The organism is Halomarina pelagica, from assembly GCF_024228315.1.
Taxonomy (GTDB): domain Archaea; phylum Halobacteriota; class Halobacteria; order Halobacteriales; family Haloarculaceae; genus Halomarina; species Halomarina pelagica.
Window position 1 is genome coordinate 1,042,802 of sequence record NZ_CP100454.1, and the last position, 14,180, is coordinate 1,056,981.

General features: G+C 69.3%; 18 protein-coding genes and 1 tRNA gene. 13 read left to right on the forward strand and 6 right to left on the reverse strand.

Annotated elements, in window-relative coordinates; all coding sequences use genetic code 11:
* The first annotated feature begins 136 nt into the window (after nt 1-136).
* From NKI68_RS05520 to NKI68_RS05530, 3 genes are all read left to right on the forward strand, one after another.
* Nucleotides 137-667, forward strand: coding sequence for a peptidylprolyl isomerase (locus tag NKI68_RS05520; protein ID WP_254545709.1), 531 nt, complete (start codon nt 137-139; stop codon nt 665-667).
* A gap of 154 nt (nt 668-821) precedes the next feature.
* A complete protein-coding gene (locus tag NKI68_RS05525; RefSeq protein ID WP_254545710.1) occupies nt 822-1,040 on the forward strand; it encodes a DUF7511 domain-containing protein in 219 nt (72 codons plus the stop codon).
* A gap of 64 nt (nt 1,041-1,104) precedes the next feature.
* On the forward strand, nt 1,105-1,443 hold the full coding sequence (locus NKI68_RS05530; protein WP_254545711.1) for a ferredoxin: 339 nt from the start codon (nt 1,105-1,107) through the stop codon (nt 1,441-1,443).
* Here the strand turns inward: NKI68_RS05530 and NKI68_RS05535 are convergent.
* From NKI68_RS05535 to NKI68_RS05545, 3 genes are all read right to left on the reverse strand, one after another.
* Nucleotides 1,427-2,056: a rhomboid family intramembrane serine protease gene (locus tag NKI68_RS05535; RefSeq protein ID WP_254545712.1), complete on the reverse strand. Its 630-nt coding sequence runs from the start codon at nt 2,054-2,056 to the stop codon at nt 1,427-1,429. The genes NKI68_RS05530 and NKI68_RS05535 overlap by 17 nt on opposite strands.
* A 65-nt stretch (nt 2,057-2,121) precedes the next feature.
* Complete coding sequence (locus tag NKI68_RS05540; protein ID WP_254545713.1) at nt 2,122-2,856, reverse strand: halocyanin domain-containing protein; 735 nt, start codon at nt 2,854-2,856, stop codon at nt 2,122-2,124.
* A 168-nt stretch (nt 2,857-3,024) separates the two neighbouring features.
* Nucleotides 3,025-3,654 (reverse strand): halocyanin domain-containing protein, encoded by a 630-nt coding sequence (locus NKI68_RS05545; RefSeq protein ID WP_254545714.1) that lies wholly within the window; start codon nt 3,652-3,654, stop codon nt 3,025-3,027.
* Between the two features lie 187 nt (nt 3,655-3,841).
* Here NKI68_RS05545 and NKI68_RS05550 point away from each other — a divergent pair.
* Nucleotides 3,842-3,926 (forward strand) — tRNA-Leu (locus NKI68_RS05550).
* A gap of 752 nt (nt 3,927-4,678) precedes the next feature.
* Nucleotides 4,679-5,224 carry a DUF5813 family protein gene (locus tag NKI68_RS05555; RefSeq protein WP_254545715.1) on the forward strand — a complete coding sequence of 182 codons (546 nt, stop codon included), beginning with the start codon at nt 4,679-4,681 and terminating at the stop codon, nt 5,222-5,224.
* A 31-nt stretch (nt 5,225-5,255) separates the two neighbouring features.
* Here the strand turns inward: NKI68_RS05555 and NKI68_RS05560 are convergent, their stop codons facing one another.
* Nucleotides 5,256-5,930 carry a potassium channel family protein gene (locus NKI68_RS05560; protein ID WP_254545716.1) on the reverse strand — a complete coding sequence of 225 codons (675 nt, stop codon included), beginning with the start codon at nt 5,928-5,930 and terminating at the stop codon, nt 5,256-5,258.
* 242 nt (nt 5,931-6,172) lie between these two features.
* Between NKI68_RS05560 and NKI68_RS05565 the strand changes: the two genes are divergently transcribed.
* The 4 genes from NKI68_RS05565 (at nt 6,173) to NKI68_RS05580 (ending at nt 8,141) form a co-directional block, all read left to right on the forward strand.
* Nucleotides 6,173-6,430 carry a DUF7967 family protein gene (locus tag NKI68_RS05565; protein WP_254546486.1) on the forward strand — a complete coding sequence of 86 codons (258 nt, stop codon included), beginning with the start codon at nt 6,173-6,175 and terminating at the stop codon, nt 6,428-6,430.
* Nucleotides 6,431-6,489: 59 nt separating this feature from the next.
* Nucleotides 6,490-7,245 carry a TrmB family transcriptional regulator gene (locus tag NKI68_RS05570; protein ID WP_254545717.1) on the forward strand — a complete coding sequence of 252 codons (756 nt, stop codon included), beginning with the start codon at nt 6,490-6,492 and terminating at the stop codon, nt 7,243-7,245.
* A 190-nt stretch (nt 7,246-7,435) separates the two neighbouring features.
* Nucleotides 7,436-7,777 (forward strand): DUF7991 family protein, encoded by a 342-nt coding sequence (locus NKI68_RS05575; RefSeq protein WP_254545718.1) that lies wholly within the window; start codon nt 7,436-7,438, stop codon nt 7,775-7,777.
* Between the two features lie 160 nt (nt 7,778-7,937).
* Nucleotides 7,938-8,141, forward strand: coding sequence for a hypothetical protein (locus NKI68_RS05580; RefSeq protein ID WP_254545719.1), 204 nt, complete (start codon nt 7,938-7,940; stop codon nt 8,139-8,141).
* Between the two features lie 6 nt (nt 8,142-8,147).
* Here NKI68_RS05580 and tmk read toward each other — a convergent pair whose 3' ends face one another.
* Nucleotides 8,148-8,756 (reverse strand): dTMP kinase, encoded by a 609-nt coding sequence (tmk, locus tag NKI68_RS05585; RefSeq protein WP_254545720.1) that lies wholly within the window; start codon nt 8,754-8,756, stop codon nt 8,148-8,150.
* A 93-nt stretch (nt 8,757-8,849) separates the two neighbouring features.
* On the opposite strand from tmk, the gene NKI68_RS05590 reads away from it, so the two are divergent.
* The 4 genes from NKI68_RS05590 to cofG all read left to right on the forward strand — a co-directional run bounded on the left by NKI68_RS05590 (nt 8,850) and on the right by cofG (nt 12,783).
* The gene (locus NKI68_RS05590; protein ID WP_254545721.1) at nt 8,850-9,749 is read left to right on the forward strand and encodes a complex I NDUFA9 subunit family protein; all 900 of its coding nucleotides are present in this window, start codon (nt 8,850-8,852) and stop codon (nt 9,747-9,749) included.
* A gap of 76 nt (nt 9,750-9,825) precedes the next feature.
* Nucleotides 9,826-11,001, forward strand: a complete 1,176-nt coding sequence (locus tag NKI68_RS05595; protein WP_254545722.1) for a tubulin/FtsZ family protein — start codon at nt 9,826-9,828, stop codon at nt 10,999-11,001.
* Between the two features lie 23 nt (nt 11,002-11,024).
* On the forward strand, nt 11,025-11,648 hold the full coding sequence (gene cofC / locus NKI68_RS05600; RefSeq protein ID WP_254545723.1) for a 2-phospho-L-lactate guanylyltransferase: 624 nt from the start codon (nt 11,025-11,027) through the stop codon (nt 11,646-11,648).
* A 34-nt stretch (nt 11,649-11,682) separates the two neighbouring features.
* Nucleotides 11,683-12,783, forward strand: coding sequence for a 7,8-didemethyl-8-hydroxy-5-deazariboflavin synthase subunit CofG (gene cofG, locus NKI68_RS05605; RefSeq protein ID WP_254545724.1), 1,101 nt, complete (start codon nt 11,683-11,685; stop codon nt 12,781-12,783).
* Nucleotide 12,784: 1 nt separating this feature from the next.
* Here the strand turns inward: cofG and cofH are convergent, their stop codons facing one another.
* Nucleotides 12,785-14,143, reverse strand: a complete 1,359-nt coding sequence (cofH, locus tag NKI68_RS05610; protein WP_254545725.1) for a 7,8-didemethyl-8-hydroxy-5-deazariboflavin synthase subunit CofH — start codon at nt 14,141-14,143, stop codon at nt 12,785-12,787.
* Between the last annotated feature and the right edge of the window lie 37 nt (nt 14,144-14,180).

A 14,180-nucleotide genomic window follows, 5' to 3' on the forward strand; every position in this document is an offset into this window, starting at 1 on the left:
CCGTCACTCTCGACCGCACGTATTTGAGCGTGTCTCCATCGGCGGAGCCGCCGAGAGGGGGACCGCCGTACGCGACCGCCATCGTCTCCCGCCCGTCGTCCAGTAGGGTTTTGCCCCCGGGGGCACTCTCGGGCGTATGCACGAGAAGGAGAACGACGACAACCCCGAGGCAGTTCTCGAGACGAACCGCGGCGACGTCCGCCTGGAGCTGTTCGAGGAGCGCGCGCCGCGAACCGTCGAGAACTTCGTCGGCCTCGCCACCGGGTCGCGGGAGTGGGAGGACCCGGAGACGGGCGAGACGCGGACCGACCCGCTCTATCAGGACGTGCCGTTCCACCGCGTCATCGAGGGCTTCATGATCCAGGGCGGCGACCCGACCGGGACCGGCCGCGGCGGCCCGGGCTACCAGTTCGACGACGAGTTCCACGACGAACTGACCCACGACGCGCCGGGGAAACTCTCCATGGCCAACGCCGGGCCGAACACCAACGGGTCGCAGTTCTTCATCACGCTCGACGCCACGCCGCACCTCGACGGCAAGCACTCGGTGTTCGGGCAGGTGATCGACGGCATGGACGTGGTCCGCGAGATCGGCTCGCTCCCGACCGACGCGCAGGACCGCCCGCAGGAGGAGGCCGTCATCGAGTCCGTCAAGGTCTTCCGGTAGGCGACGATCCGCTCGGGGCGTATCCAGCCCCGCCCCGAGCCTTCCGACGCGCCCGACGCGCCCCCACACCTCTAGCGGACGCTATTGAGAAGACTTATATTCTATAGATCTAGCTTCTCAATTAGGAGGCGCGTTCCGTCGCGTCCCGCTCACCATGTCCCGGAACGACTTCGCCGACGGTGATGCGCCGAGCATCGTCGAGGAGTTGCGCGCCCGTCGCGGCGAGCGCACGATGCTCCACCGCGTCGAGCACCGCGACGACGCCCCCGACGAGTGTACGCTCTACCCGGCCGACGCGACCCCCGAGGAGATCGTCACCACGTGGATGACCGCGGGCGAGGGGTCGTTCGTCTCGCTGGCGGACGCGCGCTGACTGCCTTCACCGCGCTCGCGCGGACACCGACAACCCCAATGTCCGGCGCGCGCAACGTCGGACAATGGCCGAGGACGGACCCGTCGACCCGAGCGAGATCGGGGAGCGAGACGCCCCGCCCGTCGAGGAGAAGCCCTACAAGATCGTCTTCGAGGCCAACAAGTGCATCGCCGCGGGGCGGTGCGCCGAGGTCTCCGCCAACTGGGAGATGGACCTGCTGAGCGGCATCGCCAAACCGCTGACCTACTTCTTCGGCGAGGACGAACTCGAGCACAACGTCCGCGCGGCCGAGGTCTGCCCGGCGAAGAAGGACCGCGGCGTCATCCACGTCGTCGATCGCCGGACGAACGAGGAGATCGCGCCGGACCCGAACGGCGACGGGACGCTCAGCGTCGACTGGTGAGCGAGTCGGACGGTTCGGCGTGCAGGAGTCGGATGCGGCCGGCCCCGATCCCGAGCAGGAGGCCGACGAAGTGTGCGACGATCGCGACGTTCGGGCTCGCGCCAGCAACGACGATCACGCCCGAGAGGGAGAGAAAGCCCATCGTCTCGATCTTCGGATCGATGTCTAGTCCAACGATCATTCGGTAGGTCACCGGGTTGGCGACCATCGCGTACCCGAAGAGGGCCAGCATCCCGCCGCTCGCCCCGAGAACCGGAACCCCCGTCCCGAGGAACGCTCGCACGGTGATCTCGGAGAGGCCGGACAGGACGCCGGTGGCGTAGAAGAAGGCGTGGAACCGTTTCGGCGTCGTTATCCGCTCAACGCCGACGCCGAGGATGAGTACGCCGACGGTGTTCCCGAGGAGGTGCCAGAGGGACGCATGGGTATAGACGCTCGTGACCAGCGTCCACGGAGCCCGTGACAACGGAAACGCGAGCGCGGTCGGAACCGACGTGCCGAGGCGAACGAGATACAGGAGCGCGAAGAGCGCGATCACCTCGACGGTCGGGCTACGGTACCCTCCCGATCGATCGAATATGGTCGCGTTACCGAACGTCGTGTGAATCTTCATCCGTTCAATCGGGTCGTGTGTGGGCAGAAGCCGATAGGGACGCCACCGCAACGGAGGACCGTCTCTCAGGTCCCGCCCTTGGTGTTGGGGCTCTCGCCGTACTTCAGCAGGTAGAACGTGAAGACGAGCGTCGAGAGCATCATCATGATCGTGGCGACCCCGACGAAGTGCGGCTGGAGAGGCACGCCCATCTCGTGGGGATCGATCGGTTCCGCGGCCGCGGCGGTGGCCGACTTCCGTGGGACGTTGCTGCCGACGGCGATGGCTCCCTTCATTCCCTGGCTGGCGTGAGGGTCACACTGGTAGGTGACGATGGGCCCGCCCGTCGCCTTCCACTCGAAGGTGCCCGACGACTGGATGTCGCTACTAAAACTCGCGCCCTGTTTGGCGTGGACGTTGTGCGCTCCACCTTGTCCGGTCCACTCCCAGACGACGGTCGCGCCCTCGTCGACGTGGATGGCGACCGGATCGAACGCGTATCCGTCCCCTGCACCAACTTTGATGGTCACTTTCTTTTTGCCGCGGGCGTCGACGGTGCTCCCTTCGGACCAGCCGTTCGCGCCGTCGAGCCACCCGCCGTAGTCGATCGGCCCGCTCCCGCCGCCACCACTGCCACCGCCGCCACCGCCGCCGGCGGAGGCGTTCCCACCGGAGGCGTTGCCCCCTGTAGCATTGCCCCCGGTGGCGTTTCCGCCGCCGGTCGTGTTGTTCCCGCCCGCCTGGGCGGCGGCTGACCCGGCGGCAGCCGTGACGACACCGGCGGTCCCGCCGGCCGTCATGAGAAATTCCCGTCTATTCATGCACGACTGAACGTCGGAATACTACGTACATAAATCCTACTGTGTCCGTGACATTGTCATGAATGCTCCGTTCGTAGTACCGGCGGTCTGAATCTTCGGGAGGGTGGCTCCCAGGGGGCGGCAGGTGGAGAAGTAAAGCGGGTCCCTCGGGGGGGAAGTCGATGGCTGTTATTCGTAGTCGCCGCCGTACTTCATGAAGAAGTACCCGAGTCCGAGGGTCGACATCAGCGCGATCATCGTCGCCACGCCGACCGTCCTCGCCTGGCCTGAGACTGCGGGCTTGACGGGGCCGGCGGGTGCCTTTCGCGGGACGTTATCACCGATTGCGAGGGCGCCCTTCATTCCCTGACCGGCGTGTGGATCGCATTGGTAAGGAACGACTGGCCCACCAGTCGCTTTCCACTTGAAGGTACCAGACGATTGAATGTCACTTTTGAAGGCGCCGCTCTCGGGCGCGTGGACGTTGTGTGCCCCGCCCTGCCCCGTCCACTCCCAGACGATCGTTGCGCCCTTATCCACGTGGACGGCAACGGGGTCGAATGCGTATCCATCTCCGGCACCCACCTTGATCGTCACCTTCTTTTTCCCGCGAGCGTCTACTGTTCCTCCTTCGGACCAGCCGTTGGCACCGTCCAACCAGCCGCCGTAGTCGATCGGCCCGCCCCCACCGCCACTGCTGCCACCGCTCGAACCATTACCGCCGCCGCTGGAGTTTCCTTCCTGTGCGCTCGCGGCACCGGTCGTACTGACCGCTGTCGCCGCTCCACCCGCGCCGAGCAGGAACTCGCGTCGTCGCATGTCATACTCTCTGACTGTCGGTTACATAATCTTCTCGGTGACGGTCTGGATTCCGTCTACTATCGCTCCGTGCGATAGTGGAGCGTTTCGGACATTCGACCCACGTAAGTATCGTCCTTCCGGGGTGTTGATGGTGAGCGGGCGGGACCGCAACGCGCTTTTAGCAGGAACGTCGATGTGTCGGTGGGCGGGAGTGGCTGAGTTTGGCCAAAGGCGGCGGACTTAAGATCCGTTCCCGTAGGGGTTCGGGGGTTCAAATCCTCCCTCCCGCATCCGCGCCGCGAGAACGGTCACGAGCGGCGCGGATGGATCGATGTAGGTTTGAACCCTGCCGGTCGCAGCGCCCGAACGGAGTGAGGGCGACCGTCCGGTTTCGGTTCAAATCCTCCCTCCCGCACTGCGTGTCGCGAGCGACGGCGAGCGACCGTGGTAGGTAAGGGAGATTTGCATCAGGGAGCACGCAGTCCGAGCGAAGCGAGGAACCGTGCGACCGCGGTTCAAATCCTCCCTCCCGCACTGCGTGTCGCGAGCGACGGCGAGCGACCGCAGCAGTCGAGATGGATTTGCATCAGGGAGCGAGCGCGAGCGAGCGACCGCGGTTCAAATCCTCCCTCCCGCATTCGCGCCGCGAGAACGGTCACGAGCGGCGCGGATGGATCGACCCGTGACGTGATAAGGGTGCGAGGGAAGACGCCTCGAAAGCCCCGCCGCGACCGAGCAGTCGGTAACCGCTTGTTCGAACGCTAACCTGTCGCAATGGGTAGCGTTCAGATACGTCAGTAGTCGTTCCAGTATCCAGGTTGCAGCTTCAGCAACGGCCGGTCGAATCACTGAGGTGGGTGGGATTGAAACTGACGGGCCGCTGGCGTCGAGGGGCTAGTGAGGTCTCTGGTTTCGCCGCTTCCTGCTCGCTCCGTTCGCGGGAATCCCAGACCGGATATCGGATCACCGCTCCGGCGTCACCGGACACGAGTCGCCGCGCCGACGCGGTGCCCTTTTCCCGTCGCTTCGCCTATCCGGGATAATGACCGAGGAGCTACCGGAGCGGGCGCGGCGGGCGTTCGACGCCCACGACGCCTACGCCGCGGCGGACGGGGAGTACGTGCTCGAGACGATCGCCTTCGACGGGCGCGTCACCGTCGAGGACGCCGGGGCGGGCGATCGAGGGCTGCGGTACGCGCTCACGGTGCGCGCGCCGACGCTCGACGCCGCCGCGGAGGAGGCCGTCGGGCCGAACCTGCTGGAAGGGTGGTTCGAGACCTACGAGGTCCGCCTGGAGGACGCCCCCGGGGCGGTGCGGGCGGACGTCGAACTGGAGGCGTTGGCCGTCGAGGCGGTGGGGGAGGAGGCGGCGGCGACGTTCGTCTTCGAGTTCGAGGACGCCGAGCGCGCGCCCGACGTGGCGAAGGCACTCGCCGAGTACGCCGAAGGGACCTACGCGGAGGGGATCGTCCCGGGCTACACCTACCGCCCGCCGGTCTCGGAGTTACTCTCGCGGGCGCGGCAGTCGGGCGGGGACGGCGGGGGCGGCGGGGACGGCGACGCCGGACGCGGGCCGATGCCGCTCTGACGACCGTTCCCGTTCGGTTCCCCTCTGGCCCTCAGGCGGCCGCAGTCGGCGCGTCGCCGACGATGAGGTGGCGCACGTCCGCGAGCGAGTCGAAGTCGGCGATGACGACGACGCGGTCGCCGAGTTCGAGCGAGTCGTCGGCGTCGGGGAGGCCCACCGACTCGCCCTCCTTGCCGAACCCGAGCAGGCGCGCGTTCGCGGGGAGTTCGAGTTCTGAGAGGCTGTACCCGCGCATCGGGGCGTCCTCGCTGACGGTGAGTTCGAGGAGCTGGACGTTCTGGGCCACGTCGGCGATGGCGCGGACGCTCCCGCCCATGAGGGCGTTCTTGGCCGCGATGGCCCCGAGGCGTTCGGGGTAGATCACCTCGTCCACGTCCGAGGCGTACTTGCCGAGGACGTACTCGCGGTAGTCGCCGTCCACGCGCAGCACGGTTCGACAGCCGTGCGCCTTCGCGATCATGCAGGCGATCAGGTTGACCGTCACGTCGCCCGAGAGCGCGCCGAGGGCGTCCACGTCCTCCAGGCCGACCGACAGCAGGTCGTCCTCGTTCGACCCGTCGCCCTCGACGACGTCGAACCCCTCCGACCGGACGCGCTCTCTGGCCGCGGGATCCACCTCGATGACCGTCACGTCGTGGCCCTCCTCCTCTACGACGCGGGCGGTCCGGCGACCGACTCGCCCGGCACCTACGATAACAAACCGCATGGGTGCGTGTATGTGAAGCCGCTACAATAACCTTACCCATCCCGGTGGGTCCTGCCGGCCGGCGGCGAACGGTGACGACCGGCGACAGGTTCAGGGACCGCGCGGGGGTACGGATCGGCATGGTCGCAGACGTGGGCGAGAACGAGGCGGACGGCGGGGGCGACGAGGGCGACGAGTGCGAGGAAGGCGATAGAAACGAGGGGGACGGACGAAACGGGGGAAACGACGGGGACGCCGTCCGGGTGTGGCTGGTCGAGCGGACCTACTCCGACGACGAGCAGAACCTTATCATCCTCACCTACGCGACGCCGGACGGGTCGCGCGAGTTCCGCAAGGAGCGCGCGCTGACGAGTTTCACCGGCGACCACCGCGAGACGCGCGCCGCCCTCGAGGTGGCGCTCGACGACACCGCGCGGATCGACGACCCGGAGACGCGCGAGCGCTACGCCGCGGAGGCGGGACGGACGGCGGACCGGTACGCCCCGACCGACGCCGTTTGACCGACGCCGCCCGAACGGCGCACCGTGGAGGATAAGCCGACGGGGCATGTGTGATGGTCATGGACCAGCAGGCGGCCGTCGAGGCGTTGGAGCGCCTCGGCCTCTCCACGTACGAGGCGAAGGTGTTCATCGCGCTCGTCTCGCTCGGCGTCGGTTCGGCGAGCGACGTCGCTCGCGTCGTGGACGTCCCGCGCTCGCAGGTGTACGGCGCTGCCGACCGCCTCGAAGGGCGCGGCCTGGTCGCGAGCCGTCAGTCCTCGCCGATCCAGTACCGCGCGGTCGACCTCGAGGAGGCGCGCGCCCAGCTGCGCGGTCGATTCGAGCGCGACCTCGACACGGCGTTCGACCACCTCGACCGCGTCCGCGAGGAGGTCGAACCGACCGAGGAACGCGACGGCGTCTGGACGGTCGAGGGGTTCGACACCGTCTCGACGCGCATCGAGCGACTCGTCGCGGAGGCGCGGTCGTCCGTGCTCCTCGCGACCGGCGATCCCTCGTTCGTGGACGAGCGACTCGTCGGGGCGTTCGCCGAGGCGGCCGACCGGGGCGTCGCCGTCTCCGCCGTCAGCGCCTCGCGGGACGTGCTCGATCGGTTCGACGAGTCGGTCACCACCGCCCACGTGCCCGACCTGCGGGAGTGGGAGGGACAGGGCGGTCGCCTGCTCATCGTCGACGGGCGGGCGATCCTGCTCAGCGTCGGCGGGACGGGCGGGACGAGCGCGCCCGAGGAGATGGCGATCTGGAGCGCCGACACGGCGTTCGCCGCCGTCCTGATACAGATCATCCAGGGGCGACTCGGCGCGTTCGTCGAGTGACGATCGCTCGATCGGGTCCGCGGTGCGCCACTCGGGGAGGTCGGGACGCTCGTCGAACCGCGTGGCGGAACGCCCGCGCTCGCCGATGGCCCGGTGCATGCACGCCGTGTAGCGGGTGGTCAGGAAAGTCGTTGCGGGGGCTCGCGTCGCGGAGCGACACCACAAAGGGGTTGCCCTCCCTAGACGAGGTATGGTCTCTGTCATCGACGTGGTCGGCCTGCTGCTCGTCCTGGGGGTGAACACGGCAGTCGCCGCCCTCGCGACGCGCTTCTTCCGCGTCCGACTCGACACGCAGTGGGGTCCCGTCGTCTTCACGCTCCTCATCACCCCGGTCGTCCTGGTCCTCCTGACGCTCTTTCTCAGCGGGATCCTCGGCTTCGGGTTCGACCTCGGCTCGGCCAACGCCGTCCTCGGCGTCGCCGTCGTCCTCCCGCTCGCGCTGGGGACCGCCTTCGACTACTTCTGGATGCCGGCCCCCGACGAGGTCGAACTCCCGGCCAAGTACGCCCGGGAGAACAGCCCGCGACGGTGACGGCCGCGCGTCGCGCGCACTCCCGCCTCCGACGACCGGCGACCCGTCCCGCTCTTCGTCGGCCCTCGCTACCGAACACCGTGGTGGACGAATGCACAGTGACGGCCGATTCGAACGACACAAGTTCGGCCGTGGCCTGGTTCTAGACGGTAGATATTCGATGATTCGAACGCATTTCCTCGAGATCGTGGAGGTGACGCTCCTGTCGTTTCTCCTCTCCGGCGTGCTGTGGAACGTCGCCGTCGGCTTCGGAGCGATCACGCCCCCCGACGCCGCCGTCGCCGTCGCGCTGACGACGGTGCTCGGGGCCGCGGCGTTCACCGCCGACAACGCCCGCACGCCGCGGACGATCGGTCCCCGCTAGTCCGCGCTAGTTCTCCCGGACGCCATCTCCCGCCGAGTCGAGGAGCCGCTCGACGGCCGCCTCGACGCTCTCTACGACCGCCTCGGGCGACCGCTCGCCGTCGACGCGGACGAACCGCTCCGGCTCGTACCCGATGAGCCGCTCGTAGTTCTCCCGCACCGCGGCGAGGTAGCCCGCTCGTTCGAACTTGTCGTTCGTCCCCGCCCGCTCCGCGCCGACCTGCGGGTCCACGTCGAGGTAGATCGTCGCGTCGGGTGGCCGGGTGAACGGCACGTGGATCCCGCGGACGTACTCGACGGGCCGATCGACGACGCCCGAGAGCGCCGCGCCCTGGTAAGCGTAGCGCGAGTCGGAGTAGCGGTCCGAGACGACGAGCTTCCCCGCGTCGAGCGCCGGCCGGACGACGCGAGAGAGGTGATCGGCGTGGTCGGCCGTGAAGAGGAACAGGTCGGCGAGGGGGTCCGCGTCGTCGTCGGCCAGCGAGCGGCGGACGGCCTCCCCGTACCACGAGGTCGTCGGCTCGCGGGTGAACACCGCGTCCGGGTAGGTGTCGTGTAAGGCCTCCCACGCGGTCGTCTTGCCGGAGCCGTCGATCCCCTCCAGCGTGATGAGCATACCCCGAGTTCCCGTCGAGGGGTCTTGAGTTACCGGACTCGACGCCGGCGTCGCGCACGTAGCTTTACGTTCTCGCGGGACGACACGTAGGGTATGGACGTTCTCGTCATCGGCGGAACCGGCTTCATCGGGACGGCGCTCTGTCGCGAACTCGCGGAACGCGGCCACGACGTCACCACGCTCTCGCGCTCGCCCGACGATCCCGACCTCCCCGCGGGGGTCGAGACGTACGCCGGCGACGTCACCGACTACGACTCGATCGAGGGGGCCTTCGAGGGGCGGGACGCGGTCGTCTACCTCGTCGCGCTCTCGCCGCTGTTCCGGCCCGACGGGGGGAACGACAGGCACTTCGAGGTCCACCTCGGCGGCGCGGAGAACGTGGTCGAGGCGATGCGGGCGCACGACGTCCCCCGGCTCGTACACGTGAGCGCGCTCGACGCCGATCCGGAGGCGGAGACGGCGTACCTGCGGGCGAAGGGGCGGGCGGAGGAGGTCGTCCGCGGCTCGGGGCTCGACTACGTGATCTTCCGCCCCTCGGTCGTCTTCGGCGACGGCGGCGAGTTCGTCCCGTTCACGAAGAAGCTCGCGCCGCGCCCGGCCGCGCCGCTGCCCGGCGGGGGCAAGACGCGCTTCCAGCCGATCTGGGTGGGCGACATCGTCCCGATGCTGGCGGACGCCGTCGAGAACGACGAGCGCGCCGGGGAGACCTACGAGGTGGGCGGTCCGGAGGTGCTCACGCTGCGGGAGGTGGCCGAACTCGCCCACCGCGCCGACGGCCACTCGTTCACCGCGATCCCGATCCCGATGGCGCTCGCGGACGTCGGCCTCTCCGTGCTCGGGGCCGTCGGCGGGCCGATGGGTCCCGACCAGGCGCGCTCGCTGCGCGTGGACAACACCGTCGCGGACAACGACGTGACCGCCTTCGGCGTGCGGGAGGCCGACCTCACCACCCTCGCGGAGTACCTGGACGTTACGGGGCGCGACGCCGCGTAACCGGCCGGATCGTTCACGAGGCCGATTCATTCTCCGGAGCAAGACTTATAATTCCTGTGTGGTTCTCTTCGATGATATGAAACTGGCGATGGTGGGCTTCGGGCAGGCCGGGGGGAAGATCCTCGACAAATTCCTGGAGTACGATCGACGAACCGGCTCGGACGTGGTCCGGGCGGCGCTGGCGGTCAACACGGCGAAGGCTGACCTGATGGGGCTAGAGTACGTCCCCGAGGAGAACCGCGTGCTCATCGGGCAGTCCCGGGTGAAGGGCCACGGCGTCGGGGCCGACAACGAACTCGGTTCGGCCGTCGCCGAGGAAGACATCGACGAACTCGTCGCCGCGATGGACGACGTTCCCGCCCACGAGGTGGACGCCTTCCTGATCGTCGCGGGTCTCGGCGGCGGGAGCGGCTCCGGCGGCGGGCCCGTCCTCGCGCGCCACCTCAAGCGCATCTACACCGAACCCGTGTACGCCCTCGGCGTCCTCCCGAGCGAGGACGAGGGGGGCATCTACACGCTCAACGCGGCGCGCTCGTTCCAGACGTACGTCCGGGAGTGCGACCACCTGCTCGTCTTCGACAACGACGCCTGGCGGCGCTCCGGTGAGTCGGTCCAGACGGGGTACGACGGCATCAACGAGGAGATCGTCAGGCGCTTCGGCCTGCTGTTCGGCGCGGGCGAGGTCGAGCGCGGTGGCGAGGTGGCGGAGTCCGTAGTGGATTCGAGCGAGATCATCAACACGCTCGCTGGCGGCGGCGTCTCCACCGTCGGCTACGCCTCGGAGACGATCGAGCGCCGAGACGCCGGCCTGCTCTCGCGACTGCGCGGGAACGGCGTGGACGACGACCTCGACGCCGCGACGACGACGAACCGCGTCACCAGCCTCGTTCGAAAGGCGGCGCTCGGCCGGCTCACGCTCCCCTGCGAGATCGAGGGCGCAGAGCGCGCCCTGCTCGTCCTGAGCGGCCCCGCGCGCTATCTCGACCGGAAGGGCATCGAGCGCGGCCGGAAGTGGCTCGAGGAGCAGACCGGGAGCATGGAGGTCCGCGGCGGGGACTACCCCATCCGTGACGCCGACTTCGTCGCCGCGGTGGTCCTGCTCGCGGGCGTGACGACGATCCCGCGGGTCAAGGAACTCCAGCGCGTCGCCATCGAAGCCCAGGAGAACATCGAGGAGATCCGCGCGCGGAGCGACGCCAACCTCCGGGACCTCGTCGCCGACGAGGCGGACGAACTCGAACCGCTCTTCTGACTCCGGCGCGACGCTCCTCCCGAATGCGCGTCGTCGTCCCGTACCGAGTCAGCGATCCGAAGACCCGCCTCGCGCCCGTCCTCGACGCCGAGGAGCGCGTCGCCTTCAGCCGCGCCATGCTCGACGACGTGCTCGCGGCCGTCCGCGGAACCGACCACGCCCCCGAGGTCCTCGCCACCGAGCCCCTCGACGCCGAACTCCCCGACCCCGTCGCCGTCGACGCCCGCCCGCTCACCGACGCCGTGAACGCCGTCCTCGCCGCCGCGAAGGAACCCGTGGCCGTCGTAGCGGCCGACCTCGCGCTGGCGACGCCCGCCGCCCTCGAACGCCTGTTCGACGCCGACGGGGAGGTGGTCCTCGCCCCCGGTCGCGGCGGGGGGACCAACGCCCTCCTCGCCCGGCACCCCGAGTTCCGCGTCGACTACCACGGCGCGTCCTACCGCGACCACCGCTCCGCCTGCGAGGCCGTCGGCGCACGGGCCGCGACGGTCGACTCCTACCGGCTCGGCACGGACGTGGACGAACCCGCGGACCTCGTGGAGGTGCTCCTGCACGGCGAGGGGGCCGCGAGCGAGTGGCTCCGCGACCGCGGGTTCACGCTCGCCGTGAACGGTGGGCGCGTCGGCGTGCGCCGCGAGGGCGAGTGACAGGCTTTTTGCCGTCTGCGGCCGAGGTCCGGCCGTGATCCCCGACGCGGACGAGTACGGCATCGACCTCACCGTCGACGACGACGCAGTGGAGCGCCTGCGCTCCGCGACGTCCGACGACGTCGACCCCGCCCCCGAACTCTCGTTCGCGCGGAACGTCTTCCTCCCGCTCACCACCGCCTGCCGGTACACCTGCACCTACTGCACCTACTACGATCCGCCGGGGCGTGCCTCGCTCATGAGCCCCGAGGAGGTCCGGGAGGTCTGCCGGACGGGCGCGGACGCGGGCTGTACGGAGGCCCTCTTCACGTTCGGCGACGACCCCGACGACCGGTACGAAGAGATACACGACCAGCTGGCGGCGTGGGGTCACGAGTCGATCCACTCCTACCTCCGCGAGGCGTGCGAGATCGCCCTGGAGGAGGGGCTCCTCCCGCACTCGAACCCCGGCGACCAGACGCGCGAGGAGATGGAACTCGTCGCGGACGTGAACGCGAGCATGGGCGTCATGCTCGAGACCACCGCCGAGGTGCGTGCCCACGCCGGCCCGCGGGGGAAGTCCCCCGGCCAGCGGCTCAACACCATCCGCGTCGCGGGCGAACTCGGGGTGCCGTTCACCACGGGTATCCTGGTCGGCATCGGCGAGACGTGGCGCGACCGCGCCGAGTCGCTGCTCGCGATCCGCGCGATGCACGAGCGCTACGGCCACGTACAGGAGATCATCGTCCAGCCCGTCGTCCGGAACGAGCGCTGGCGCGGCGACACGCCCGCCCTCGACGCGCTCCGCCGCGTCGTCGCGATGGCCCGCGTCGCGCTTCCCGAGGAGGTCAGCGTGCAGGTTCCGCCGAACCTCGCGCCCGTCCGCGACCTGCTCGACTGCGGGATCGACGACCTCGGCGGGGTGTCGCCGGTCACCGACGACTACGTCAACCCCGAGTACGCCTGGCCCGCCCTCCGGGAACTCGAGTCGATCGCCGAGGCGGGGGGCGTCCCCCTCCGGGAGCGCCTCCCCGTCTACGGGCGGTTCGTCCCGGAGTGGCTCTCGCCGCGGATCGAGGCGGCGATCGCGGACGACGACGAGGCGGGCGCGCGGTACCGGGCGGTGCTCGACGGCCGGGCGGTGGCGGGCGACTAGGTCAGTCGTCCGCGGGCGCGGGCCGACCCGCCGTGAGCGGCGTCCCGTCGGCCTTCGGGCCGAGCATCGGGCCGAGCGGTCCCCCGTCGGGATCGACGACCCGCCGCTCGCGGTAGTCGGTCGAGCGCTCGACGGGAATCCGGCCGATGGCCGTGATCATCTCCACGTAGTCGCGCACGGAGCGGAACTCGCCGTACTCGCCGCCCGCGCGCTTCGTGATCTCCTCCGAGAGGATCGTCCCCATGAAGTCGTTCGCGCCGCAGGAGAGGAGTTTCAGCCCGAACGCGTCGCCGTACTTCACCCACGATGACTGGACGTTCTCGACGTTGTCGAGGTAGAGCCGCGAGACCGCGATCATCAGTTCGTCCTCCTCGCGGGTCGCGCCGTCCGTCACCATCCCCTTCTCCGCGAGCGGCGTGTTCCGGTGGACGAACGAGAGCGGGACGAACTCGGTGATCGCGCCGGTGCGCTCCTGCAGGTCGCGAACCCGATCGAGGTGCACGACGCGGTGCATCTCGTTCTCGACGTGGCCGTACATGATCGTCGCGGTCACGTCCAGACCCACCGAGGCGGCGGCCTCCATCGCCGCCTCCCACTCCGCGGAGTCGATCTTCTGGGGGCAGATGACGTCGCGAACCTCGTCGACGAGGATCTCCGCGGCCGTCCCCGGAACGGACGCCAGGCCGACGTCCATCAGCTCGCGGTAGACCGACTCGTAGGACCAGTCGGTGCCCCGGCGCGCGTGGGCGGCCTCCTCCGGCGTCATCGAGTGGACGTGGACGCCGTCGACGTTCATCGCCTCGATCTGCTCGACGTAGGTCCCGGGATCGACCCGGTAGGCGCTCGCCGGCTTGTAGTTCGGGCCGCCGTTCGCCGCGAGGATCTCCAGGTGCTCGTCGTTCAGCGCGAGCGCCGGGTGGAGCCCCGAGACGGACGTCACCTCGTAGACGCCGCGGGCGACGGCGTCCCGCACGATGCGGCGGGACTCCCCGGGCGTCTTGGAGAAGCCCCTGGTCTCGTTACCCCGTTCGAACTCGCCCGCCGGGTCCTTGAAGTTGCAGAACAGACAGCCCGTGTTGCAGGCGGTGGTGACGTTGTTGTTGAGGTTGACGACGAACGTCACCTCCTCGCCGACGACCTCGGCGCGGCGGCGGTCCGCGGCCTCGAGCACCCGCTCCTTCCGCGCGGGGTCGATCCCCTCGAACTCGGTGCCGGTCGTGAGCAGTTCGACCCCGTCGGCGACGGTCAGCCGCTCGCCCGAGCGCGCCTTCGCCAGCGCGTTCTCGAACGACTGGTCCGTCTCCGGCAGGTGCTCGAAGTCGAAGCGACCGCGCGGGACGTTCGTCGGGAGGCGGTTCATTGGCGGTAGGTGCGCGCCGATCGCTATAATGGCTGTG